The organism is Borrelia parkeri (assembly GCF_023035815.1).
GTDB lineage: Bacteria > Spirochaetota > Spirochaetia > Borreliales > Borreliaceae > Borrelia > Borrelia parkeri.
This window is the reverse complement of record NZ_CP073164.1, coordinates 63,264-88,322: the sequence shown is the minus strand read 5'-3', so window position 1 is coordinate 88,322 and position 25,059 is coordinate 63,264. Positions and strand designations below refer to the sequence as shown.

The window sequence follows — 25,059 nt, the reverse complement described above, 5'->3', positions numbered from 1 at the left end:
GTTATTTATAATTTTTTTAGCAATTAATAAGGAGGAAGAGTATGAAAATTGCTAAAATTTTTGTTGTGCTCTTAAGTATTTTGGCCTTTAGCTGTGATTTAGCTAACTTACTTGGGAAGGATAACTTTGATGATCATCAGGTCGAGAGAATGGGAGATTTTCTTCGAAATGGCTTTAGGAGTGTTATTGACGGTGCAGATTATTTGCTAGGTTCTCTTGAAGAAATGGAAGATGAGTATGAGTATTTTTATGTTGATGAGCAAGGTAACATTGTTTATGTAGATTATGATGGTGTTAATTATCGTCCAAAAGTTGATGTTATAGAGGGTGGAGAAGAGATTAATGTGTCTGCTGGTGGAGTAGTTACTGTTGGTGATACCCAAGAAGCTGTAACTTCTCAAGCAACAGAAGGTAAGAAAGATGCAACCCAAGAAGCTGTTACCGTTAAAGTAACAGAATCTAGTCAAGGTGTAGTCCCAAAAGTGAAAGAGTTAAGAAAAAATAGAGCTAAAACTTTGAGTCAAACTCACCAAAAACCAAAAGAGTATATATCTCCTCTTTTAGGAACAAGAGTTGCTCATTCTTATGGTTCCCGTGGTATTAGCTGTAAGTCAAGAGATATTAATTCCAAAGGTGGCGTGAGCGTATATATTAGTGATGATGAGAAGAGGAATTTTGAGAGTTTAGAGGAGTATGTTGGGAGTGCTATTAAGATTAATGGTAGATCAAAATCTGATCAAGATAAGTTTAAGAATATGTACCAAAAATTCTTTAAGTGGTTAAAAAAAGAGGATCTCTCTTCTTCTTTAAAAAGATTAAAATTGGGACGAGATATGAAAAAGGTGTATGATTTTATAAAATCAAATGCTAGTGATTCAAAAGAGATTCAGAATTTGATTAGTGGGAGCAGCGGTAGCGAGATTTTAAGATCAGCTGGAATTCATTCTGCTAGTGACATTAAGAGTGATGCTGAGGTAGAAGCTTTAATGAGACTTTCTGTTAGTTCTATAAATTATAGTGGATATTATTTAAGTCTATTTTTCCAAAGATTAGCAGATAGTTTTGAATATTGTTATGATTGCAGTGATAATTCTTTTGATTATGTATTTAGACAGATGGAATCAGTGCTTGATGGTACTTCTTATAAAGGTGGTGATTTTGCTACATTGAAGACAAAGATTAAGGAATAAAATTTAAATACCAATTTATGCTTTACCTTACCCTAGGGCTTTTAAGCTTTAGGGTATTTTTATTTTTATCAGTTATTTAATTAGTTTAATTTTTTTCTGTCAATTAAATTTTGAATTTTGAAGCATGTGTTTTCAAGTTTAGATTAGTTATTTTTTTTAAGTTTTTTATTGTAAGGGTTGATTAATATCTGTTTTAAGTATAGACTTTGACACATATTTAAATATGTGATTAATACTTATCGATGAAAATTTAATTTTGGAGAGTATTTGGCTTATGGTAGTAAGAAGACTCTTTTTAAAATTATTATTTGCAGTTAGTTTCCTTGTATTTAATACTTGTAATAAAGAATCTGAAAAGTTTACAGTATCTTATTTAAGCAATCATAGTGGTACAGGCGGATTTGCATTGGATTTGACTAATAATAATGGTAATTTACTTGTAATTAGTTATAACTCTTATTTAGGTGGTTCTGTACGAATATATCTTGAGCTTAAGAGTGATCGTGAGATGAGATTAAAGTCGGTTAAATTAAATGAAAGTGATGTTTGTTTTTACGACCTTTCTGCTGTAGATGGGTCAACAAATGGTGTTTCTAATCGGAGTAGCTTATGGAGCAATGGTTTTGATCTTCAGTTTAATGTCTGTAAGCCTACATGGAGAGAACTCATTGCTGATTCTAAGGGCGGAGACTTAAAATTTTGTGTTCTTTGTGTTGACGTAGAGAGAGGTCTTGATAAGAAGTATTATTTTAAAGTTAGTTCTGCAAATTTGAATAAATTGATTGATCTGATAGAACAAGTACATGGTTTAGAACGTGGTTTTGGTTATTTATATTAAATGTGTTGTCTTAAAGGAGTCATATTAATGTTTATTAGGTTCTATTTGATTATGTGTCGTATATTTTTATTTTACGTGTTAGGTGTATTTTTGATTTCAGCTAGTGATAAGGTTGAGTCGTATTGTGAGAGGGACTATTTTTGTTATAAACGGTATTCTGAAAGCTTTAAATCTGGTAGTATAAGTCGTATTTCTTTTTGGGAGGAGGACATAACTGAATCTGTTAAGGAAAGGGTAAGGACAACAACAGATAAAGAATATAAAAAGGTAATGGAAGAGGGTTATCCTGCTTATTTTTTAGAGTTTAATATAGTTGGTGAGCATAGGGCTATTAATGTTAAGCAAGTTCTTTTTGATGGCATAAAAGCCGAAGCTTCAATATTTCATCTTTATGAGCCTAGTTGGCAACTCTCAACGATTAAAGATTTTCAGATGGGACCTGCTGATGCTAACTTTGAATTTACAAAACTTATCTTCCCAATTCCAGTAAATAATACTTTCACTATTAGTCTTAGAAGGGGACTTGTTGATAAACTTAAAGCGCAAACACGGATTAAAATTACTTTAATTTCTACTTATGATAAAAAGTTTGTTGTAGAAACTGATAATTTTATAAAGAAGTATGGGTTTTGAAACTATTTTTGATTTTATATGAAATTTAGTTTTGGAAAGTGTGATGTATATTAATAAGGAGACTGTTTTTAAAATTATTATTTGTTGCAAGTTTACTTGTTTGTTATGACTCTTTTGCTTAAGAGCTTGAGGAGCTTAGAGTATCTTATTTGAGTAAAGTTGTTTATAAGGCATATTTTAGTTGTTATGTAAATTTATATCTTGAGCTTAAGAGTAATCGTGAGATACAAATCAATGCGATTAAATTAAATAAAGATAATGTGTAGGGACAGAATGTGGAGTGATGGTTTTAAGATTGATTTTAGGATGTGCAAACTTAAGTAGGAATTTTTGATTTCTGTTGCTAATGGAGGATAATTAAGATTTTATGTTAATTTTTATGTTCTTTATGTTGAAATAGAGAGTGGGCGTAATAGGAACTATAAATTTAGAGTTAGTGCATCAAACTTGAGTAAGTTAATTGAGCTTGTGGAGCAAGCATATAGTTTGGAACTATTACCTTATATTTAAAACCTTATATTTAAAATGTATGTGTTTTAAGGAGGCAGGATGTTTACTTATATTCCTTATATTTTTTCGATAATTTATCATATGTTTTTATTTTACGTATTATGTGTATTGTATCTTTTTAAGAGATTTGATGTTAATAAAAGACTCATTAGAACTTCACTGTTACAATTTCAGTAATGAATACTTTCACTATTAAGCTTAGCCAAGGGATTTGTTGATAACCTTCGAGTATAAGCGAATTAAGATTACTCTAGTCTCACATGATAATAAAGAGTTTGTTATAGAGACTTATTAATTTTATTAGAAAATATGAGTTTTAAGACTTTATGAGTAATGGAATTATTAATGAAAATTTAATTTTTGGAGAGTATTTGATTTATGGTAATAAAAAGACTATTTTTTAAATTATTATTTGTAGTTGGTTTATTTGTGTTTTTTAATGCTTTTGCAAAAGAATCACAAGAGTTTACAGCAACTTATTTGAGCAATAAGCGTGATACAGGCAATTTTGCATTAAATTTGACTAATAATAATGGTGATGTACTTTCAATTGGTTATGATTCTTATTTGAATGGTTTGGTAAGAATATGTCTTGAGCTTAAGAGTGATCGTGAGATACAAATCAATGCGATTAAATTAAATGAAGATAATATCTATCTTGAAGGGAATAGATCTATTGTGAATGGGTCAATGAATATTTCAAGTAGGAACAGAATATGGAGTGATGGTGTTAAGCTTGATTTTAGGATGTGCAAATTTAAGTGGAAAAAATTGATAGCTTTAGCTAAGCATAGGGATTTTAAATTTTGTGTAGATGGCATTGAAGTAGAGAGTAAGTTAGAGAAAAGGTATGAATTTAGAGTTAGTGCAGCAAATTTGGGTAAATTGATTGAGCTTGTTGAACAAGCATATAGTTTAAAGTTATTAACTTAGGTATTGTGATAATGACTATTATTGTTATAAAGAGTACACAGAAAAGTTTAAGTCTGGGAGCATAGGTTATATTTTTTGAAGAAAATATTAGAAAATATAGCTTTGAAAGCTTTACCCTTAGCCTGGAATTAATATTTTATTAGTTTTGATTAATAAAATATATTAATCAAAATTTAATTTAGGGGAGTATTTGATTTATGGTAATAAAAAAACTAATTTTAAAATTATTCTTTATAGCAAGTTTATTTGTGTTTTTTAATGCTTTTGCAAAAGAATCACAAGAATTTACAGCAACTTATTTTAGCAATTATAGTGGTGGAGGCTACTTTGCATTGCATTTAAATAATGGTGATAGTGTGTTGGTAATTTCTTATAGGACTGATTATGGTACTTCTGTAAAAATATATCTTGAGCTTAATAGTGATCGTGAGATGAGATTAAAGTCGGTTAAATTAAATGAAAGTGATGTTTGTTTTTACGATATTTCGTTTGGTAGTGGGTCAAAAATTGGTATTTCTAATCGGAATAGCTTATGGAGTACTGGATTTGATCTTAAATTTAATGTCTGCAAGCCTAAATGGAGAGCGTTAATTGAGGATGCTAAGGGAGGAGATTTAACATTTTATGTACTTTGTATTGAAGTAGATAGTAAGTTAGAGAAAAGGTATGAATTTAGAGTTAGTTCTGCAAAATTGAGTAAGTTGATTGATTTAATAGAACCTGTATATGGTTTAAAACCATAATATAAGTAAATTGGTAGATACTTGCAAGCTTACATACATCGCATTTATTTTGAATATATTTTAAATGAGTTGTCTTGAAGGAGGTATAATGTTTACTCAGTTTATTTTGATTATATGTCGTGTATTTTTATTTTATATATTAGGTGCATTTGTGCTCTCAGCGGCAGATGTAAAGGTGGATTTAAAAGCGGATGTAAAAATTGATTCATATTGTGATAAGGATTATTATTGTTATAAAGAGTACACAAAAAAGTTTAAGTCTGGTAGCATAAGTCGTATTTTTTTTAAAAAAAAGGACATGACTGAAGTATCTAAGGAAAGATTAAGGACAGGAATAAAAAATGGGGATTGTAGGAGAACAGTTGTATCAAGTTATCCAGATTATTCTCTAGAATTTAGCATAGTTGGTGAACATAGGGCAGTTAATATTAAGCAGGTTATTTTTGATGGCATAAAAGCTACACCTTCAATCTTTGAGCTTTTTGAACCTAGTTGGCAGCTTGCAGAGGTTAAAGATTTTCAGATGGGGCCTGTTGATGTTAATTGCAAATTTTTGAAATTTGTATTTCCTATGTCAATAAATAACACTTTTACTATTAGGCTTAAGAAGCGACTTGTTGATAAACTTCGAGCACAAACACGAATTAAAATTACTCTAATCTCTCATAATGATAAGAAATTTATTGTAGAAACTGATAATTTTATCAAGAAATATAGCTTTTAAAGCTTTTTTTTAAACTGGAATTAATGTTTTGTTAATTATTATTAATGAAATTATTAATGAAAATTTAATTTTGGGAGAGTATTTGTTTTATGATAATAAAAAAGCTAATTTTAAAATTATTCTTTGTAGTTGGTTTATTTATATTTTTTAATGCTTTTGCTCAAGAGTACGAGAATTTTTCAGCATTTTATTTAAGCAATGATAATAACAGATTAAACGTTAGATTGGGTTTGATTAATAATGATAATTTATTTGAAATTAATTATGTTGTTTATGATGGACCTGCTACCGCGTCTCTTACGCTTAATGGTGATAGTTCAATCTACATAAAAAGTATTGAACTTGATGGGAAATTTATCCATATTGATTCCCATTTGCTCGAAGATGAACTGATGGATTTGTCTTTTATGCATAGGAGAAGGAATAATATAAGGAATAATATTGTTTATTTTAATTTTAATCGTTGCAAATTTGAGTGGAGAGGACTCATTAATGCAGCTAAAGGCGGAGACTTAAAATTTAGTGTTTTTTGTGTTGAAGTAGAGAGTAAAATTGAGCGAAAGTATGAGTTTAGGGTTAGTGCAGCAACTTTGAGTAAATTGGTAGATGCTTTCGAGTTGTCGTCTCGGTTGTTGATTTAAAATTTATATTAAATATATGTGTTTTAAGGAGGTAGAATGAAAGGCAGAATGTTTACTCAGTTTATTTCGATAATGTGTCGTGTATTTTCATTTTATGTATTAAGTATATTTTTACTCTCAGCAGATGTTAAGACATATTATGATAATGAAGATTATTGTTATAAAGAGTATACAGAAAAATTTAAGGTTGGTAGCACAAGTCATATTTTTTTAAAAAAAAGTTACACTACAGGAATTTCTAGAGAAAAGGAAAGATTAAGATTAAAAAATATTCTTGATAAGGATTATAAAAAAGCACAGGAAGCATATTTTTCAAGTTCTTCTCTAGATTTTAGTATAGTTGGTGAGCATCAGGCTTTTAACATTAAGCAAGTTATTTTTGATGGGGTAGCTTTTACCCCATCAATTTTGAAGATTGTTAATTCTGGTAAGCAACTTGCAGAGATTAAAGAGTTTAAGATTGGACCATCTAGTGTTAATAAACAATTTTTAGGAGTTATATTCCCATTTCCAGTAAATAATACGTTTACTATTAATCTAAGGAAAAGGCTTATTGATAAACTTAAAGAGAAGCCTAGAGTTAAAATTACTTTAATCTCTATTTATGGTGATGAGTTTGTTATGGAAACGGGTAATTTTATTAAAAAATATGATTTTTAAAGCTTTATCTTTAGCTTAGTAATTAGTATTTGATTAATAAAATATATTAATCAAAATTTAATTTTAGGGATGATTTGATTTATGGTAGTAAAAAAATTAATTTTTAAATTATTATTTGCAGTTGGTTTACTTGTATTTTTTAATGCTTGTACCAAAGAATCACAAGATTTTGCCGTATCTTATTCGAGTAATGATGATAGCTCATTGAAATTTGAATTGAAGTTAGTTAATCATGATAATTCGTTTTCAATATTGTATAGCTCTTATAGTAATCTTGTGAATATATATTTTACGCTTAAGAGTGAGAATTCAATTTACTTAAAAACCATTGAACTTGATGGAAGTTTTATTCATATTGACGATAGGGACCTTACAAAACGCCCGATTAATGTGTTTTCAAAAAATATGAGGGCAGCTAGTGTTTTTTTTGACTTTAATCGCTGTAAGGCTGAATGGGAAAAATTAATTGCAGATGCTAATGATGGATACTTAAAATTTAGTGTTATTTGTGTTGAAGAAGAGAGTGAAATTGAGCAAAAGTATCAGTTTAGAGTTAGTGCAGCAAATTTGAGTAAATTTATGGATATATTACAATGATGACATTGTTTAGATATATATATTCAGGTTAATAGTTGAGTGGTAAAATTTTAATTTAGGAGAGTATTTGATTTATGGTAATAAGAAAACTATTTTTGAAATTATTATTTGTAGCAAGTTTACTTGTATTTTTTAATGCTTGTACTAAAGATTCCGAGAATCTTACAATATCTGAAGATTTTACAGTATCTTATTCAAGCAATCATAGTGGTACAGGTAGCTTTGCATTGGATTTGGTTAATAGTGATGGTACTAAGTTTACAATCAGTTATACCTCTTATTTAGAGGCAGGTGTAAGAATATATCTTAATCTTAATCCTGATGTTGAGATTGAATTAAAGACGATTAAATTAAATGGAAAAGATATCTGTTTTTACGACACGTCTCTTGATTTTTCTTATATGGGGGCAAATTGGGATAATGGTTTTTATTTAAAATTTGATAAATGCATAGCTGAATGGAAAAAATTAATAGCGGATGCTAATGATGGATACTTAAAATTTAGTGTCTATTGTGTTGAGAAAAAAAGTGGGCTTGATAGGGATTATGAGTTTAGGGTTAGTGCAGCAAATTTGAGTAAATTTGTGGAGCTAGTAGAACAAATACATATTGTAGAGATGCCAATCTTAAAAGGTTACTCAACAGATTTGAAGCAACGTTGTTATTGGTATTATCATTATTGTGACGTAGAGTATGCAGAAGAGTTTAAATCTGGAAGTATAAAAAATATTTCTTTTATTAAAACTGAATTGACTGAAGATGGTAAGGAGGGATTTAGGAGCGAGGCTATGAACGATGAAGAGAGGGAAGCAACGGAAAAAGAAATTCAAGAGAGTTATCCAAGGTATTCTCTGAAGTTTAGTATCGTTGGTGAGGATAGGATAATTAATATTAAGCAGGTTATTTTTGATGGCATAAAAGCAGAACCATCAATTTTGAAGATTGTTAACTCTGGTAAGAAATTTGCAGGGGTTAAAGATTTTCAGATGGGACCTGTTGATTCTGCTAAACGATTTTTAGGAGTTAGATTTCCAGTACCTGTAAGTAATACGTTTACTATTAATCTAAAAAAAGAACTTGTTGATAAACTTAAAGAACAGCCACGAATTAAAATTACTCTATTTTCTGTTTATGGCGATGAGTTTGTTATTGAGACTTTTAATTTTATTAAAAAATATAATTTTTAATGTTTACTTATATTTATTTTTAGTCATTTATTTTAAATGAGTCGTTCTTAAGGAGGCATATAATGTTTATTAGGTTTACTTTGATAATTTCTCGTATATTTTCATTTTACGTATTAGGTATATTTTTGCTCTCAGCAGATTTTAAGACATATTGTGATAAGGAGAATTTTTATTGTTACAAAAAGTATTTAGAGGAGTTTAAATCTGGAAGTATAAGTCGTATTCTTTTTATTAAAAGTGAGATGATGGAATCGGGTAAGATAAACTTAAGGGAAACGATTATGAAAGCCAATGAGGAGTATGGTAAAGCAATTGAAGCAGGTTCACCAGATTATTCTTTAGAATTTAAGATAGTTGGTGAGCATAGGGCAGTTAATATTAAGCAGGTTATTTTTGATGGAGTAGAAGCAGAGCCTTCAATATTTCATCTTTTTGAACCTAGTTGGCAGCTTGCAGAGATTAAAGATTTTCAGATGGGACCATCTAGTGTTAATAAACGATTTTTAGGAGTTATATTTCCAGTACCTGTAAGTAATACGTTTACTATTCATCTAAGGAAAGGGCTTATTGATAAACTTAAAGAACAGCCACAAATTAAAATTACTCTAATCTCTGTTTATGATGATGAGTTTGTTATTGAAACTGATAATTTTATTAAAAAATATGATTTTTAATGTTTTCTTATATTTATTTGTAGTCATTTGTTTTAAATGGGTTGTCTTTAAGGAGTCATATAATGTTTGTTCAGGTTATTTCAAAAATGTTTCTTTGGTTTTCATTTTACGTGTTAGGTATATTTTTACTCTCAGCAGATGTTAAGACATATTGTGATAGATTTTATTTTTGTTATAAAGAGTATGTAGAGGATTTTAAATCTGGAGGTATAAGTCATATTTATTTCAAAAAAAGAGACATGACGGAAGTGTCTAGGGAAGAACTCAGGGAAACGATTATGAAAGCCAATGAGGAGTATGGCAAAGCAATTGAAGCAGGTTATCCAGATTATTCTCTAGAATTTAAGATAGTTGGTGAGCATAGAGCAGTTAATATTAAGCAGGTTATTTTTGATGGAGTAAAAGCAGAGCCTTCAATATTTCATCTTTTTGAACCTAGTTGGCAGCTTGCAGAGATTAAAGATTTTCAGATGGAACAAGTTAAAGCTGATTCTAAACTTACAGAAGTTATTTCTCCAGTTCCAGTAAGTAATACTTTTACTATTAGACTTAGAAAACGACTTGTTGATAAACTTCGAAAACAGCCTAGAGTTAAAATTACTTTGATCTCTAGTTATGGTAAGAAATTTATTATGGAAACTGATAATTTTATTAGAGAATATGATTTTTAATGTTTTATCTTTAATTTAGAAATTAATATTTGATTAATTTTTTATTAATTTTGATTAGTGCAATATGTTAATTAAATTATTAATGTAATTGATTGATCAAAATTTGATTTTCTGGAGGATTTGATTCATGTTTGTAAGGAAAGTCTTTTTAAAATTATTATTTGTAGCAAGTTTACTTGTATTTTTTAATGCTTCTGCAAAAGAATCACAGGATTTTACCGTATCTTATTTAAGTAATTGCGATCGCTCATTAGATATTGAATTGAATTTGGTTAATGGTGGTAATTCATTTGTAATTGATTATAGTTCTTATTCTGACATTATTAGTATATATCTTAATCTTAAGAGTGATCATTCAATTTATTTAAAGACTATTGAACTTAATGGAAATTTTATTCATATTGACTCCTCTTTTCTTAAAGGTAGACCTATGGATGTGTCTGAGGTAGATGGGAGAAGGGGTGTTAATGTTTATTTTGACTTTAATCGCTGCAAATTTGAATGGAAAAAATTAATTGGGACTGCTAAGGGAGAAGACTTAAAATTTTGTGTTATTTGCATTGAAGAAGAGAGCAAGTTAGAGAAAAAGTATCAGTTTAGAGTTAGTGCAGCAAATTTAATTAAATTAATTGATACTTTGGAACTATTACCATAGTTATTTGTTTTGAATATATTTTAAATTAGTTGTCTTAAAGGAGTCATATAATGTTTGTTCAGGTTATTTCAAAAATGTTTCTTTGGTTTTCATTTTACGTGTTAGGTGTATTTTTACTCTCAGCAGATGTTAAGACATATTGTGATAGATTTTATTTTTGTTATAAAGAGTATGTAGAGGATTTTAAATCTGGGAGTATAAGTCATATTTATTTCAAAAAAAGAGACATGACGGAAGTGTCTAGGGAAGAACTCAGGGTAACAATAATGCGCGCAAATGAGGAGTATGGCAAAGCAATTGAAGCAGGTTTTCCAGATTATTCTTTAGAATTTAAGATAGTTGGTGAGCATAGAGCAGTTAATATTAAGCAGGTTATTTTTGATGGAGTAAAAGCAGAGCCTTCAATATTTCATCTTTTTGAACCTAGTTGGCAGCTTGCAGAGATTAAAGATTTTCAGATGGAACAAGTTAAAGCTGATTCTAAACTTACAGAAGTTATTTCTCCAGTTCCAGTAAGTAATACTTTTACTATTAGACTTAGAAAACGACTTGTTGATAAACTTCGAAAACAGCCTAGAATTAAAATTACTTTGATCTCTAGTTATGGTAAGAAATTTATTATGGAAACTGATAATTTTATTAGAGAATATGATTTTTAAATAAAACTATTATTAATAGTTATTATTTAATCATATTTAGTTTACAAAGTTAAATATTATTGATATAATTAATTTATGATATTTAAGAAATGTAAGAATGATTTTGAAAATTTATTATTTAATAAATATACAATCGATCCATTGAAGCTTTACAGGTATTCTTTATTTTTTAGGAATTACATAGAAAATTCAGCAGAAGATGCATTAAGACCTGGGATTAGATTAGATTTTTTAAATTCCTCCACATTTGATTTAAGTGATTTACAACCTTTAAGCTTAGAACTTAGCGAGGCACTTCTTGAGGCAATGATAAGTTATAGGTTTAATGGAGCAGGATATATTTTAATTAAACCTAAGGTGCTAGATGAAGATTTAAGCAAAAGTGTGAAAGATGAATTGCCAGTTGGATTTAAATATTTAGACTATAATCGGATAATAGATGATCACAGTAGTGATTATTTAGAATATCTGCAAGATGATGGTACATCTATTATTTTGCACAAGAGTAGAGTTATAATCCATGAAAATTTTGATTATATACTAGGCGAGCATATTCCAGTTTATACCCAAAGCTTACTTTTAAGTATCTGTCTCTTAGAGCAGATATATTCAGAGATTGAAAAGCGCATTGGGCAATATAATTTTTTGTTTTATAAAGATGAGCAGCTAGTTGAACTTATGGAATCATTGCAAGATGCTAAGAATCAGATTGGTCTTAGTACTAAGGGTAAGGGATTATTTTCTACGTTTTTTAAAAGTAATGATGGTGTAAATAAAGGCTTAGGCAGGGTTGGGTCTGAGATTGACCTTGTGTTTGAGAGGCTAAAGGGTGGTTTGAGTAATGAGGGAATTTTTTATAGTGCTGATGAGGGTGCAAGTTTACAGGTTATAAAGTACGATCTTGCATTTTTAAAGGATGCATTTGAACTTGTAAAAGCAAAGATAGGTGCTGATAGTAAAGAACCCTTAACAAGAAGTTTTAATGAACAGGTAAAGGGTTTGGGAAGTGATGGAAAAGGAGACAGAGCTAATTATATTGATTTTTTGCATACCGTGCAAGAAGCAGCAGTGATTTCAGTTAATCTTAAGTTAAGTAAGTATTACAGACTTAGCATGCGTTTTAATGATCTAGTCATATTAAGTGATGAGCAAAAATTAGAGAGAGATATGAGATTACTGGATGTGTATTCTAAATATCTAGAGATTATAAAGTCGCATTCTTTAAGTGATGATGAGGTTGCGATATTAAAGAATAAATTACATTTTGATTTTTGATTTTAAATTTTATTTTAGGAGGCTTAGTAATGGAGAATGCTGATATTAATGTTTCAGATGAACTTAAAGGAGATATTTCTCTTAGTGAGAGTTTAAATAATACTGGTCATAATAGTATTAATGATACTGATAATAGTACTTATAATAATATGGTTTTTACTAAAGTTAATAATCTTAATAAGATTGATAGTGTTAATAATAATGAATTACTAGCCAGAGCTGTATGGATTACTAGACTTGCTGATGATAATTTAAGTTTTAGTTATAGTACACAAGAGCTTTTAGGTGCTGGGAATTCATTAGATAAAGTTTTAGATATTCAAGTATGCGAGCTTATAAGGAAATATGTTGATGAGAAGCAAATAATGGCAGTTGCAGGTAATCTTGATATTTTTAATTTAAGTGATGGGGTTAAGGATATACTCTTAAGGCTTGCAAATGCAAGTATTGATTCATCTAAGAACAGTAATAATTCATATAGTTTAATGACCTTTAGTAAGGGCAATTTAAAGGAGGTATTAAATTTACGAAATCCGAATAGTACAATAAAGGATTATAAAGATTTAAGACAAGCAATGTTGAATGAGTGGATGCAAATTAAGCAAGAGTTTTATAATGTTAAATCTTAAGTTTTAGATCTTAAGTTATTTTGATAATTATTTAAAATTTAGTTAAATTTAAAAATTTTAAGGAGAGTATTTATGCCAGACGAGAGTGAACCTAGGGAAGTTACCCCTACTGTTGAAAAGAGTAGGATTAAGAACGAAATAGCATCCCTTAGGACAAAAAGACAAACATCAATTTTGGAACAACTTAAAAACTATAGCACATATCCAGCTGTTTTTGATAAAATCAATCAGTTTGGAGCATCTGATTTTTATTTTACCCATAGGGGAGGATTGCAATATTCTGTAGCGGATAAGTTAGAAAATTATCAGGCTATTAATTTTTGTTATAAAAGAGGAGTTAAACTAGTTATTGAGAATGGTATGGCACCTCGAGTAGCATATGGAGGTCTTAGTGATCTTTATGGAATTTGCATAGATTACGATGAGGCTACAAAAACGGCGACAGTAATATCAACAGCTAGCAGTTTTGAGTGTATTTTACTCTCAGATTCTAGTATTAAAGCTGGGGATAAGTTAGCTTTTGATGATCTTGGATTTCTTGGGAAGGTTATTGACTCTACTCCCGTGCAAGCAATAGCTTTAAGTGATGCTTATGAATTTAAAGATAAGCCCGGATTTCATGGTACAAAGATTATGTTTGTAAGTATGCCTGCTGCACAGGTTGTGAGTGGTTAATAATTAAATTTAAGTTGAATTAAAAAAAATTAGTTAAAAATTCAAGGAGAAACTAAACATTGAGTGAAAGTCTATTTAATAATGAAGAATTTATAAATACTATTAGGGATTCTATGTCCCTTGATAAACCAATCCCTGAATATTATCATTTTTTTGATAATGAACAAATAGAGAGTGGTGATATATCGCTTGCAAGCGAAAAGGTTATAAAGTGGAATTCAAATATAGTAGATCAACCAACGCTTAGAGTAAATGATTTTAGTACTGTAGCTACTATCAAGTTTAAAAAACAAGTGGTTCTTGTTAACTATTTACCATTTCAGTATGCCTTTACATATTATGCACCTGATGGGAAATTAGATGTGCAGGCAATTAATAACATTAATATGAGAGACGGACTTAAGTATTCATTATCCGAGATACATAAGCTTTTAAGTGCACATTACTTAAGAGGTGGTTTGTGTTTTTCAAGTGATAAGAAGAATCGTCGCACTCTTCTTGTTGATGATGCTAATAGAGAAACCATGTATGGGTTACTTAATATTCCAGGTCAAATAGATAAAACTGTTAAAGTGACGCAAGCTTTAGATCTAATAAAGGCTTTTAATGCTGAATTGGGTAAGATCAATTTGGAAGATGAGAGAAAAGTTCCTTTTAAAGTATTAACAACACCTAAAGTTAAAGCTCTCTTACTTGAGAGACTACGTAATAATAATTATTCATATAAGGACATGTTATTTGACTCTTTAAGTTCAATAAATAATGATGCTGATATTGAGCTTGAGACTACGAATTTATTAGATGATGAGATGTTAATTTATCCAAGAAGTTCTAAGCTTTTGGTGTTAAAAGATGGACATCCTCCGATTTTAAATGCATATACACAGATGTCAAGTAGTAATTTTAGGACTAGTTTTCTAGATTTTTCTATTGGAAGCATCATTGCAAGTCAAGAATCAATACTTAGACTTAAGATAAATTGGACCTGATCATGGATAATGAGAATTTGGGTAAGATTTATGCCAAGGTACTAGATTTACTGATGCTTAAGTCTGAGGATCTTAAGTTTAGCGAATTTAATGTATATGTAGATTTGCTTGAGAATGTTTTGCTTAGCAAAGGTTTAGGACTTGGGGATTTAAATATGAGCAAGATATTTTTGCTTATATATTATTTTCTTGGGTGTGAACTTAAAAAGAGAGGCAAACTTTTGCATTTTGATTGTAATAAAGTTAAGTCCGAGAGACTGGGTGAAATATCGGTTGAATATTCTGGTTATGTTTTGCATAATGAGTCTTTAAATAAGGATTTTTGCGTTGCTTTTAGTAATCTTGTAGAAGATATTAAGACTTGCAAGAGAACATTAATAGGCGTTGTATGATGAGTGGTCTTGGTCTAGCTATAACTAGTAGCATTACAAGATATTCAAGACCTATGTTTTTATTTAAGAGGAACTTAATTAAGAATAGAACTAATGCTTCTTATGAGAAACAGACTTTAAGAGAGACCCCTATTAATTTTGATGGTGTGTTTTTATTTAAGGATGAAGATACGGTTGAGCTTTTTGATTCAAATATTTTTATAAAAGAAATGCACGCTAAGGTCTATACCTTAGATACTATTGATTTTAACCTGGAAGATCAGGTACTAGTGGATGAAGATTTGATGGAGATTATAAGTGTGAATAAGTATTATGTATATTTAAAAACCGGATATACCGTTTTAATTCTTAAGAAACTTTAATTATCCTTTAAGGAGAATATTTGTGTTACTTAATTTATATGAATCACAAACTTTTTTAACAAAAATACTAATTATGTTTAAAAATTACTTAAAGCATCATTCTTTCAAGATAGAGGTTATCAATTCTTATAATCGTTTGTATTTAACTGACTTAAGAGATGATTATTCTTACCTGTTAATCATAAATCCTAAAGGTTTTGATTGCTTAGATCCGCGAGCTTTAAGAAGTGGCAATTTTTATTCTAGTGTTAATGAATTTGGATTAAAGTTTACTCTTTGTTTTATGGGGTTTGTAGGGGATGTTAGTGATCTTAAAATTTATGTTAATTTACATAAAATTTATGAATGTTTCTTGGATTTTTTGCATGAAAATTCTTGCAAATTTGAATTTATAAAATCATTAGAGGATGAATATGATTTGTCTTTAAATTATTATCTTAAATCCACAGGTGATTTGTTAAATGGGGGAGGTAGTAATGTTGCTTATAATAGCGGAAGGGCAATTTTGGGGTTAACCCAGTCTTACAGAGCAGACATACAAGTTATTGAGATTAAAAATTAAATTTAAAAATAGGAGATTATATGCCACAAGATACAATTAGTGTCAATTTAATTGAAGATACAGTTAGATTGCATAGCATTGGTTATTATAATCCTTTGCTTATTTATAAGAGCGAGGTTTTAAAAGAGGGACATTTTGTTTTAAGTGTTTCAAGCTTTAAAGAGACTTTAGAGTCTATTGAGATTAGAGAGGAGCTTGAGGCTTCAGCAGAGCAAGTTAACTCGGCTATTCTTGAGCGTGAGTTTTTGGCACAAAGTTTTAGTGATTTTTTTAATTCAGAAGGGCTTAGATCTTTTAATTTATATCTTTATAAAGATATAAATACAATAGTTAAATTCTTAAAGAAAAATATATATCCATTTGTAATCTTTGTAGAAATGGTGAGAGATATTTTTAAAAGGGATTTTGATGAGATTAGTGGGCTTACTAAATTTGTGGTATTCTCAACTAATAGTGAGAAGCTTCCTGAGTTTATAGAGGTTCTACCTGTAAGCCAGAGGGATAAAGCCATTTTGATTTATGATAGTGGTGGAGATAATTTGCATCTTAAGTTCATGGCTAAATATTTGCATGAGGCTAGTATTTTTCATGCAACTAATCCTTATGGAATGACATTAAGAGCCAAACCAATTTATGATGCGACTTTAATTAGTCATTTAAGAGGCAGTAATATTAATTTTTATTCTCTTCTTAATGAGACTGGTAGAGATGGTGTTTTGGCTTTCAAAGAAGGGGTAGACTGTTCAGGTGGGCCAATTGATGAGTCCTTTACGTATTATCTTTTAAAAAATGAATCAACACGTGAGCTGATTCGTATTTGGAACCGTAATAATAGGCAAAATAGTAAGCTTAGTCAGTTAAAATTTGCTGATGGGAGACCCAATGCTTACACCGCAGGTCTTGAATGTTTATTTAAAGAGTTTAAAGAACGTGGACTTATTGTATCTTTTGGTGATATTAAATTTGGACTTAAGGCAGATAATGCTTTGGGCTTAAGTTTATCCATTCGTATTAAATATAATGATAGTTTTAAGAGTGTGGTTTTAAATATAAGTAGTGATGATATTAATGATTATTTAAGAAAGGAGGCTGTCTAATGAAAGATTATTATTCATTGGATTTAGTATTTTTTAGTTTTGCAGGTATGCTCATAGATAGGGGAAAGTTACAATATTCAACATCTCCTAATGTTATGGCTACTGCCAGCACTGAAGAGAAGAATGTTCCTATTCCAAGCTTTAGGGATCCTAGAACTATTATTCATATATTTAGTTTAGAGCTTACCAAGGGTTCATTTGATTATAGAATTTTAACTAAACTTAGTAATGAACAGTTTTACTATTCAACTTCCAAAAAGGATAAGCTTAGGCCATTAGTGTTTAATGATCAGATGGGGCTTAAGATTATTTCTAATAGTGCATTTTTTTCTGAAGTGCCTAGTAGGACTTATGCAAATAATAATGATACTGTAAATTTTATAATTCACGCAATTAATTGCGAAATTGAGAGGGGGTAATTTGTGAGATATAAATTAAAGATTTTGACTAATCATAAGACTTATGAATATGTTTTAAGGGATATTCCTATGTATGATTGGGATTCTATTTTAGGATTTGATGCAAGTCAAGAGACTTTAAGACGAGAACTTAATAGTTTGCCTATTCTTAAGCGAATAAGCACATTAATGATATCACAATCTTTTTTTGATGAATTTTACGAAATTATTAGTACTAATAGGGAGCATTCATTTTTATATAAATATCAGCTTCCCACCATTTTTTTTGCTGTTCAGTATGCTTTGGTAGAAAAGATAGAAGGATTTAAAGAACCCAGTTTAGTGTATGTTGAGAGTTTTCAGGATCCTGGTGGAACTTTTGTTAAGTATCCACATATTGATGATAGGTGGAATTATAATGATTTGGTGTCTGGTGGTAAGTAGCATTTTAAGGATTATTTTGAATTAAGGACATTAAATTTGAAGGACGGTTTATGAATCGTAGTGCAATTTTAAGTGAGTATTTTAGTTATTTAAGGTATTTAAGGAGTGAGGATTGCAAATATTATTTTCCCGTTTTAATGGGAGTTTGCACTTTTGCTGAGGTTAAGCGATTTAAATATGCTGAACTTTTAGAAATTAATAAGATTGCTAATTTTAAGCTTAAGAAGGAAATGTATGAAAACTTTTTAATTGCAAATTTATAGGAGATTTTGTGTATGAGTTTAGATAAACTTGCTAATGTGATGCAGGATTTATTTTATGATTTCGATTTAAGTAGTGATTTAGAAGAACATTTAAAATTTGCAGGAAGTAATAAGTTTTTAGAGGAACAGATGACCTCTGTATTAAATGAGCCTGGGATAGTTAGTGGTTTTAAATCTGAAGATATTTTAAATGATAGGTTTATGAGTGAGTTATTAGTTGAGTTACCAAGAATTGATATTGGTTTGCAAGAACTTAAGACACGTAAAGCTTTAAGTCAAGTTTCAGATTTTAAAGGAGATGTAAAAAGTGTAGAGAGAGACAATAATTCAATTGGGGTTATGTTTTCAGATTTAAAGTTGCCGTCTAAGCTTAAGCCTGAGGATGAGTTAAGTTTGCCTTACTTTGGTGGTGCAGGTGCAGGTGCAGGTTCACTTTTGAATTTAGATAGAAATATGCTAGACTTAAAAATTTTTAAATCTTTAAGCGATTTTGATGAAGATTCTATGGTAGTTTCTAATAATTTTTCTAATAATTTTAAGTTAAAAGAGAATAGTGTTGCAAGCAAGGGCACAATTAATGATGTAACTTATAGTGATTTTGAGAGGAAGAGGATTGAGGACATGCTTGCAAGCACGGGTAAGTTTGATAATCAAGTGGACATGAATGATTTTATTCGTAAGACTTGTAGTTTTAAATCGTTATTATCTAAGGTTGAGAGTACACCTGATGCTCTTTTTGATACAGTTAAACTTGCAAGTTCTCTAAAGGGAACTAATAGGCAATTTGATGCTAATTCGGAAGCTGTATCTGTTGTTTATGATTTATTTAAGAGAGATGGTTTGAGAGATGGTTTATCTTCCCTTAAGAATGATGTAGGGGGAAGAGAGAATTTTTCTGAGTTTTTGGGTACGGGAATGAGTTTGGATGAGCGAGTAAAACAGCGTCTTTGTGATGCATGCTTAAATTTAGATTCGAGCGTAAATGCAAGTATAAGTTCAGGTATAAGTTCAGGTATGAATGTAGATATAGATTCAAACTTAATTGATGCTCAAAGGCGAGTTACAGGTGATTTAAGACCAGACAGTTTCGGACTAATTAATGATGTGCGTGGTGATGATATGCATATGCTTGTAGAAGAGGTAAGGGAATTTTTAAGTTGGGCTTGTGGCATAGATTTAGAGAGGAGTATTATAGAGCCTTTGGGTATGTATTTTACTAATATGGAGAGGGCCATTAATGGTTTAAGAGACGCTATAATGTTTAACATGCAAGGTGTTTCTTTGCAAGATAATATGCAGGACTATAAGATGGGCAGTGAAATTTCACGAATGCCTTAAAGGATTTTAAAGATATTTAGGGGATATTTAATATGGTAAAGGATGTAAAATTACTTATTTGGGAAGTTGTAAATCATATTTTAAGTCGTGCAAGTTCATCTAATTTTATAGTACTCTTTCCTCGACCTGATTTTAAGGGTCTTGTATATGTTCCGCAATTATTTTTTATATTTCCAAAATCAGGAGCTATTGAGGAAAATTTAAGTAGTGTTAGTAGCCAGTGCCCCATTATTAATCTGAATACCAGGCGTAGTGAATTTGTAAGTTATAATGTTACGGCAAACCCGGAGATAATTACTATTTCCAATGCGATTTTGTCTGCTGTTTATGATAAAGTTTTAGTTGATAGTCTCAAGAGAACGCCTTTTGCAAATAGTGCTTTAGAATTTGATTCTAATTTTATAAAGATGCAGTTTAGGGAAAGATTTAAAGCAGGTATTTTTTATAGCATTTATGGTGCATCAATAGGATTTCATGAAACTGCTATTATTAATTCTTTAAGCATTAAAGGTACTGCATTTGTAGATGAGCTTAATGTTAGTTTACAAATTAAAATAGTGAAAACTTTTAATTTTTTAACATATAAAGGTTAGAATATTATTATATAATAATTTATATTTAGGAGAATGTTTATGGTTAAATTTAGGTATATTGTATTATTATTTTCATTATTTTTATTTTTAAATCTTCATGCGGCACCTTTAAGGCCTTTTGATTTTGTCAATTGGAATTTTGATAGGGAAATTGAGGAAGCTTATGAGGCAAGTTATGAGGTTTTAGATGGTGTTTTAGTTAATGTTGATGACGTTAATAAAAATGTGAAATCTAAAAAAATTTTACAAAGAATATCAGAGCTTGAGGGATATTACAGATGTCTTGTAAATATGATAAGGGATGATATTTTTTTACAGGTAGAAGATGAATTTTTAAGAGAGTATGGACAGTATTTTGATGATGATGTTTTTACTGAGACTGATAATAGGTTTAAACAGGCAATAGAAATCCCTATGGAAAATGCGTTTGATAAATATAGGCATAGAGTTTTGAGTTTTAGTAATAAGACTTGGATTAAAAATCCAGATTATACCAAGTTATTCATTAAACTGCAGCTTAGAGAGATTGAGTTTGTGGAAAATTATATTACACAAAAGCTTGGTGTAAAATTAGGTGTTTCAAATGGTAGTTTGAATGGTCAAAAACAAGCAAGTCAAAGACATGCGGGTCAAAGACAGCCAAGTTCAAGACAAGCAGGTCAAAGATATGGTTCTCAAAGGCCCATTACCAGGAATGAGTATGAGAGACAAGTAGGTTTAAGACAAACAAGACCAAGTGATATGGTTAAAGAGTCTTATGATGATGAGGAACCAGTAATTAAAGAGAGTGGTGAGAGTTCAGAGAGAAGACCTATTCCTAGGAGTAATGATGAGAGTTTAGGACGTCAAAGACAGGCGGGTCAAAGACAGCCAAGTTCAAGACAGGCGGGTCAAAGACAGGCGGGTCAAAGACAGCCAAGTTCAAGACAGCCAAGTTCAAGACAGACAGGTTCAAGACCAGACAGCCAGAGAGCAAAAAATGTAAGACCAAGTGGTGTTAAGAAAAGTAATATTAGACCAAGTAGTACAAGACCAAGCCTTAAGAGACCGGGGAGTGATATAAGGCAAAATTTTGTAAGACCTATTGTTAGGCCACTTGGTGAGAAGCCAGTTAGTTTTAGATCTGAGTACATGGAAGATGAGAATTAATATTACTATGTATTCTATTTATGCTTGAGGTTAGTAGTTAGGTTTACTAATATTAACCTTTAGGAGTTGATCAAGGGAGTTATGTTATTATTTCAATATGATTTTAAACTAGAATTTTATAGTGCTGGGGGTGAGATTAAAAATCGGAAACCAAAGTTTGTTATAGAAACAAAACATGGGGCCCCTATTATTAATATTGTAATTAGTAATGAATATTTCCTTGTGAGTGCTCTGCAATGTAAAAAGGCACGATTGCAATTGTTTAATATGCCTTTAAATTTTAATAAGTCTTTAAGGCATGGAGATATTGTTAAAATATACTATAAAAAATTTGCGCATGAGGATGATTTGGATTATAGATTTGTTATGGCTGGATATCTGGGTGCGCCTATTGATTTTGATTTTGACAATGGTGATTTTATTTGTCAGTATGAAGTTTATCTTCTGTCCCAAGATACGTTTTTAAATAAAAAACTTGATACTAAAAATTACATAGGCAAATCTTTAGAAGAGGCAATAAATTTGGCATTTCCAGGTCAAGCCATTATTAACATAGGCCCTCATGCTCGCAATCGTATAATAGGTGAGAGTTTTTATGCTCCTACTTTGAAGGAATTTATAGAAAAACTTATTGAAAACTATGTGCATTTGATTTTTGTTGATGTTGGGGAGTTAGACTTTAAGGTTGATACTAAATTTGTTTTTATTAATTTTGATAAACTATGTGACCAAAGAGTTTATAAGAAGCTTGAAGATTATGCACTTGTATTTATTCCTCAAAGAGAAGTGAAATTTGTGGGCCAATCTGCCATTAATTTTTGGAATACTACACTGCTCTTTACAGATAAGATTAAGGTTGGAGATGGGGTTGAATTTATAGATAGGTATGGGAAAGTTGTTAGGGCTTTTGTGCAAGAGACTAGTGCTAATTTAAGCAATGTGGGTGATTGCACATTAAAATTGAAGCTTTATGATGAATCTAATATTTTATAGGTAGGATAAATTTATGAGCAAAACTTATGAAATTTCTAGAAGGATAGGAAGTTTAAGTAATGATTTGGCACTTGAGGCTGCTAAGAAATATTTACGTGATAATGTATTTATTTGTCGAATTGGAATTATTAAGGAATTTGATTTTAATTCCCAAGAAGGAATTGTTGTAATTGAAGAATATGAGGACTTAAGGATTAAGAGTCGCAATATCTCAAATTTAAAACTTGAACTTAAGGAAGATGATAGGGTAATCTTGCTTCAAAGTGGCATAAATATCTTTAATGAGAAAGATAATAATTATTTCGATAAACATTATTTTTATATCTTAAATGCAGTAAGTCTTGAGTATGCAGGTATTGATGTACAGAAATTGAGCATCAGTGCAAAAGAATTGGATGTGGTATGTGAGGATGCTTCGTTTAATTCTAAAAATGTGATATGTGATGGTGATCATACCAGGATCTCTTTTAAATCTCTAGTTATTGAGGCTAATAGTATTGAGTTTAAAGGCAATGTATATATTAATGGTAAATTATTTGAAAGTCATACACATGGGGTTGGTAGCATAACTTATGTTAATGCCAGTGGAGCTCCCACTCTTGCAACGGGTAATACCTCGGGTGTTGTGTAAATTTAAAAAGTTTAAAATTTGATTTAAATCTTTGTTTCGATCTTTATTCCAAGTTTCATTTGGATTTTTAGTATCATGTAGGTTGTTTCTCTATTTTATAAATTTGACAATTATTTTATTTGGTTTAAAAAATAAAACATTATTTTTATTTTTAATAAATTATTAATGAGATATGTTTTTCATATATAAGGGAGATATTGAAATATGAAAGCATTCAACATTTTGATTTTATTGATGGTTCTATTTTGTTGTTGCGAGGATGAAGAATATGTCAATAATTTGGGGATAGGTTATAATTTTGATGATATTGCCAGCAGTGATCTTGACATTGGTCTTGCCTTTGACCATCCTTCATTAGAAAATTTAATGACAGATTTTAATCTTTCAGGAGAAGAAAAAATAGCAGTTAGATTTTTAAGAAGTGCATTAACAGATCCTACAATTGCAGAAGGTATTCCAAATGTACGTACTTACAGTGATGATGAATTTTATGAGTTTTTAGTTGTTCTTAGTTCTTCTAAGATTAAAGAGGCAGTTGCTGATATAGTTGTGACATTAAGAGTACGAGATGACATACTGGATGCTATATATGAGCTTGCAGGTGGACATCCTAAAAGGGATGGTTTTGAAGTCCAACTTGCTACTAAGCAGAGAGAATATTTAAAATTTTTGAAAATATCTTGTGGTGGTGATAATGGTTACAGGGGTGCATATCTGTCACTTAAAATGGCTAATTGTTCAAACATATTTACATCCTTAAAAAGAGAAATATATGATGTTTTGCATGAGTATTAGATTTATTTAATTAATTAGATTTGTTTAATTAAATTGTTGCATTGTAACTTGAGTTTTATTTTATATTTACCGTTTCTGTTTAAAATAAATCTTGAAATCTATAAATCTCATTACTGAAGATAAAAATTTATCCTCAGTAATATTTCTTAAGTAGTATTACTGAGTGCTACTTAAAGTTTTATTATTTATCCTCTCCAGGAACTTTGAATTTGGGATTAACATTGGTTATCCCTTTGTGTCTTGATAGAATTGTTTTTATAAATTCATTAAATATTTTACTACTTAAAAGTATTTGGTAGGTTTGCTCTTGATTATTTGTTTTGTCTTTAATAGTGATTTCTGCTTGCAAGCTTTCTCCTTGTTGATTTTTAAAAAGATTGCCAAAAATGGATATTAATTTATCGCTGCCAATGACTTGAGGTTCCTTAAATGTAGGCATGTTCATTATGCCATAAAGGTATACATCTTTACCTCCGTAAGATTTAATTTTGTTTTTTGCCTCTCTTAAAATTGAATTTCGAGTCTCATTATAATAACTTTGAATTATGCCAATAACATTAGCATCATGTGTTTTTTTGCCAAGATCTAATTCTAGGTTGGGATGATTTGTAAGTTTAAATGATATAATTTTAATGTTTGTATCAAAAATTTCAAGTAATATGAGAGGTGTAATGTTTGAATTGTATCCATCATTATACTTAATCGGTGCTACTGCATATGAGTATTTAATTTTATTCTTTAATTCTGGTATTATGTTTTTATCTGTTCCTACGATATGTTTGCTTTTAATTTTTATCCAACTAAAACCGCAGACTTGTACTCTACATTTTAATGGCATGTGAGGTGGTTGGAGACAAATATTAGTTAAGTAGTCTTCAAATAGTTCAAATGCTCGGTGTATGCTGTGGATACGCTCTCTTTTGGGAGGAATAGATTCTTTGTAATCGTTTTCTAAACTGGTCTCATTCTCATCCGTTTCGTCTTCTTCTGCCATGGATGGTTTATTAGGTTGGGATATTTTACAGGTTATAAGTAGTAGGGTTAATAAAATAATTATCTTTTTCATTTATACATCCTTTCAAATTAAATTTTTATCACTTATTAGTATTTTATTATTCTCCTTAATTATTATCTTTAAGTATTTTTACATTAAGATTTT

The 25,059-nt window shown here is 29.9% G+C and carries 32 protein-coding genes; 31 read left to right on the top strand and 1 reads right to left on the bottom strand.

Features of this window, described 5'->3' with window-relative positions; genetic code table 11:
* Window positions 1-41: 41 nt before the first annotated feature.
* From bpSLO_RS05710 to bpSLO_RS05560, 31 genes are all read left to right on the top strand, one after another.
* Window positions 42-1,190, top strand: coding sequence for a hypothetical protein (locus bpSLO_RS05710; RefSeq protein WP_246989958.1), 1,149 nt, complete (start codon window positions 42-44; stop codon window positions 1,188-1,190).
* Between the two features lie 274 nt (window positions 1,191-1,464).
* Window positions 1,465-2,028, top strand: coding sequence for a hypothetical protein (locus tag bpSLO_RS05705; protein ID WP_025375902.1), 564 nt, complete (start codon window positions 1,465-1,467; stop codon window positions 2,026-2,028).
* Between the two features lie 27 nt (window positions 2,029-2,055).
* Entirely contained in the window at window positions 2,056-2,661 is a 606-nt protein-coding gene (locus bpSLO_RS05700; RefSeq protein ID WP_025375901.1) for a hypothetical protein, read from the top strand.
* An 888-nt stretch (window positions 2,662-3,549) separates the two neighbouring features.
* On the top strand, window positions 3,550-4,104 hold the full coding sequence (locus bpSLO_RS05695; protein ID WP_246989957.1) for a hypothetical protein: 555 nt from the start codon (window positions 3,550-3,552) through the stop codon (window positions 4,102-4,104).
* A 197-nt stretch (window positions 4,105-4,301) separates the two neighbouring features.
* On the top strand, window positions 4,302-4,847 hold the full coding sequence (locus tag bpSLO_RS05690) for a hypothetical protein (protein ID WP_025375898.1): 546 nt from the start codon (window positions 4,302-4,304) through the stop codon (window positions 4,845-4,847).
* An 88-nt stretch (window positions 4,848-4,935) separates the two neighbouring features.
* Window positions 4,936-5,571, top strand: a complete 636-nt coding sequence (locus bpSLO_RS05685; protein ID WP_246989956.1) for a hypothetical protein — start codon at window positions 4,936-4,938, stop codon at window positions 5,569-5,571.
* A gap of 89 nt (window positions 5,572-5,660) precedes the next feature.
* Window positions 5,661-6,212, top strand: coding sequence for a hypothetical protein (locus bpSLO_RS05680; RefSeq protein ID WP_246989955.1), 552 nt, complete (start codon window positions 5,661-5,663; stop codon window positions 6,210-6,212).
* A 36-nt stretch (window positions 6,213-6,248) separates the two neighbouring features.
* On the top strand, window positions 6,249-6,872 hold the full coding sequence (locus bpSLO_RS05675) for a hypothetical protein (RefSeq protein WP_025375895.1): 624 nt from the start codon (window positions 6,249-6,251) through the stop codon (window positions 6,870-6,872).
* Between the two features lie 81 nt (window positions 6,873-6,953).
* Window positions 6,954-7,469: a hypothetical protein gene (locus tag bpSLO_RS05670; protein ID WP_025375894.1), complete on the top strand. Its 516-nt coding sequence runs from the start codon at window positions 6,954-6,956 to the stop codon at window positions 7,467-7,469.
* A 74-nt stretch (window positions 7,470-7,543) separates the two neighbouring features.
* Entirely contained in the window at window positions 7,544-8,656 is a 1,113-nt protein-coding gene (locus bpSLO_RS05665) for a hypothetical protein (RefSeq protein WP_025375893.1), read from the top strand.
* A 62-nt stretch (window positions 8,657-8,718) separates the two neighbouring features.
* On the top strand, window positions 8,719-9,330 hold the full coding sequence (locus tag bpSLO_RS05660) for a hypothetical protein (protein WP_025375892.1): 612 nt from the start codon (window positions 8,719-8,721) through the stop codon (window positions 9,328-9,330).
* A gap of 62 nt (window positions 9,331-9,392) precedes the next feature.
* Window positions 9,393-10,001, top strand: a complete 609-nt coding sequence (locus tag bpSLO_RS05655; RefSeq protein ID WP_246989954.1) for a hypothetical protein — start codon at window positions 9,393-9,395, stop codon at window positions 9,999-10,001.
* A 127-nt stretch (window positions 10,002-10,128) separates the two neighbouring features.
* Window positions 10,129-10,656, top strand: coding sequence for a hypothetical protein (locus bpSLO_RS05650; RefSeq protein ID WP_025375890.1), 528 nt, complete (start codon window positions 10,129-10,131; stop codon window positions 10,654-10,656).
* A 50-nt stretch (window positions 10,657-10,706) separates the two neighbouring features.
* Entirely contained in the window at window positions 10,707-11,315 is a 609-nt protein-coding gene (locus tag bpSLO_RS05645; protein ID WP_246989953.1) for a hypothetical protein, read from the top strand.
* Between the two features lie 75 nt (window positions 11,316-11,390).
* A complete protein-coding gene (locus bpSLO_RS05640; RefSeq protein WP_025375888.1) occupies window positions 11,391-12,590 on the top strand; it encodes an anti-CBASS protein Acb1 family protein in 1,200 nt (399 codons plus the stop codon).
* A gap of 29 nt (window positions 12,591-12,619) precedes the next feature.
* A complete protein-coding gene (locus bpSLO_RS05635) occupies window positions 12,620-13,219 on the top strand; it encodes a DUF1357 family protein (protein ID WP_246989952.1) in 600 nt (199 codons plus the stop codon).
* Window positions 13,220-13,291: 72 nt separating this feature from the next.
* Window positions 13,292-13,894 (top strand): DUF228 domain-containing protein, encoded by a 603-nt coding sequence (locus tag bpSLO_RS05630; RefSeq protein WP_246989951.1) that lies wholly within the window; start codon window positions 13,292-13,294, stop codon window positions 13,892-13,894.
* Between the two features lie 59 nt (window positions 13,895-13,953).
* On the top strand, window positions 13,954-14,883 hold the full coding sequence (locus bpSLO_RS05625) for a hypothetical protein (RefSeq protein WP_025375885.1): 930 nt from the start codon (window positions 13,954-13,956) through the stop codon (window positions 14,881-14,883).
* Window positions 14,884-14,885: 2 nt separating this feature from the next.
* Window positions 14,886-15,275, top strand: a complete 390-nt coding sequence (locus bpSLO_RS05620) for a DUF3890 domain-containing protein (RefSeq protein ID WP_032493070.1) — start codon at window positions 14,886-14,888, stop codon at window positions 15,273-15,275.
* A complete protein-coding gene (locus tag bpSLO_RS05615) occupies window positions 15,245-15,637 on the top strand; it encodes a DUF1506 family protein (protein WP_246989950.1) in 393 nt (130 codons plus the stop codon). Before bpSLO_RS05620 ends, bpSLO_RS05615 begins: the two co-directional genes overlap by 31 nt.
* A 22-nt stretch (window positions 15,638-15,659) precedes the next feature.
* The gene (locus bpSLO_RS05610; protein ID WP_025375882.1) at window positions 15,660-16,199 is read left to right on the top strand and encodes a DUF764 family protein; all 540 of its coding nucleotides are present in this window, start codon (window positions 15,660-15,662) and stop codon (window positions 16,197-16,199) included.
* Between the two features lie 20 nt (window positions 16,200-16,219).
* Window positions 16,220-17,296 (top strand): DUF787 family protein, encoded by a 1,077-nt coding sequence (locus bpSLO_RS05605; protein ID WP_246989949.1) that lies wholly within the window; start codon window positions 16,220-16,222, stop codon window positions 17,294-17,296.
* Complete coding sequence (locus bpSLO_RS05600) at window positions 17,296-17,715, top strand: DUF1463 family protein (RefSeq protein ID WP_020282300.1); 420 nt, start codon at window positions 17,296-17,298, stop codon at window positions 17,713-17,715. The genes bpSLO_RS05605 and bpSLO_RS05600 overlap by 1 nt, the downstream gene beginning before the upstream one ends.
* Before the next feature lie 3 nt (window positions 17,716-17,718).
* The gene (locus bpSLO_RS05595; RefSeq protein WP_025375880.1) at window positions 17,719-18,138 is read left to right on the top strand and encodes a DUF1473 family protein; all 420 of its coding nucleotides are present in this window, start codon (window positions 17,719-17,721) and stop codon (window positions 18,136-18,138) included.
* 50 nt (window positions 18,139-18,188) lie between these two features.
* Window positions 18,189-18,401, top strand: coding sequence for a DUF1322 family protein (locus bpSLO_RS05590; RefSeq protein ID WP_025375879.1), 213 nt, complete (start codon window positions 18,189-18,191; stop codon window positions 18,399-18,401).
* A gap of 12 nt (window positions 18,402-18,413) precedes the next feature.
* The gene (locus bpSLO_RS05585) at window positions 18,414-19,739 is read left to right on the top strand and encodes a hypothetical protein (RefSeq protein WP_246989948.1); all 1,326 of its coding nucleotides are present in this window, start codon (window positions 18,414-18,416) and stop codon (window positions 19,737-19,739) included.
* A 32-nt stretch (window positions 19,740-19,771) separates the two neighbouring features.
* On the top strand, window positions 19,772-20,332 hold the full coding sequence (locus tag bpSLO_RS05580) for a DUF792 family protein (protein ID WP_025375877.1): 561 nt from the start codon (window positions 19,772-19,774) through the stop codon (window positions 20,330-20,332).
* Between the two features lie 39 nt (window positions 20,333-20,371).
* Window positions 20,372-21,481 carry a hypothetical protein gene (locus tag bpSLO_RS05575; RefSeq protein ID WP_246989947.1) on the top strand — a complete coding sequence of 370 codons (1,110 nt, stop codon included), beginning with the start codon at window positions 20,372-20,374 and terminating at the stop codon, window positions 21,479-21,481.
* A gap of 81 nt (window positions 21,482-21,562) precedes the next feature.
* A complete protein-coding gene (locus tag bpSLO_RS05570; RefSeq protein ID WP_246989946.1) occupies window positions 21,563-22,474 on the top strand; it encodes a DUF693 family protein in 912 nt (303 codons plus the stop codon).
* A 13-nt stretch (window positions 22,475-22,487) separates the two neighbouring features.
* The gene (locus bpSLO_RS05565) at window positions 22,488-23,105 is read left to right on the top strand and encodes a DUF777 family protein (RefSeq protein ID WP_025375874.1); all 618 of its coding nucleotides are present in this window, start codon (window positions 22,488-22,490) and stop codon (window positions 23,103-23,105) included.
* Between the two features lie 204 nt (window positions 23,106-23,309).
* Window positions 23,310-23,900: a BTA121 domain-containing protein surface lipoprotein gene (locus tag bpSLO_RS05560; protein ID WP_246989945.1), complete on the top strand. Its 591-nt coding sequence runs from the start codon at window positions 23,310-23,312 to the stop codon at window positions 23,898-23,900.
* Window positions 23,901-24,081: 181 nt separating this feature from the next.
* Here the strand turns inward: bpSLO_RS05560 and bpSLO_RS05555 are convergent, their stop codons facing one another.
* Window positions 24,082-24,894 carry a hypothetical protein gene (locus bpSLO_RS05555; RefSeq protein ID WP_032493066.1) on the bottom strand — a complete coding sequence of 271 codons (813 nt, stop codon included), beginning with the start codon at window positions 24,892-24,894 and terminating at the stop codon, window positions 24,082-24,084.
* Window positions 24,895-25,059 lie beyond the last annotated feature (165 nt).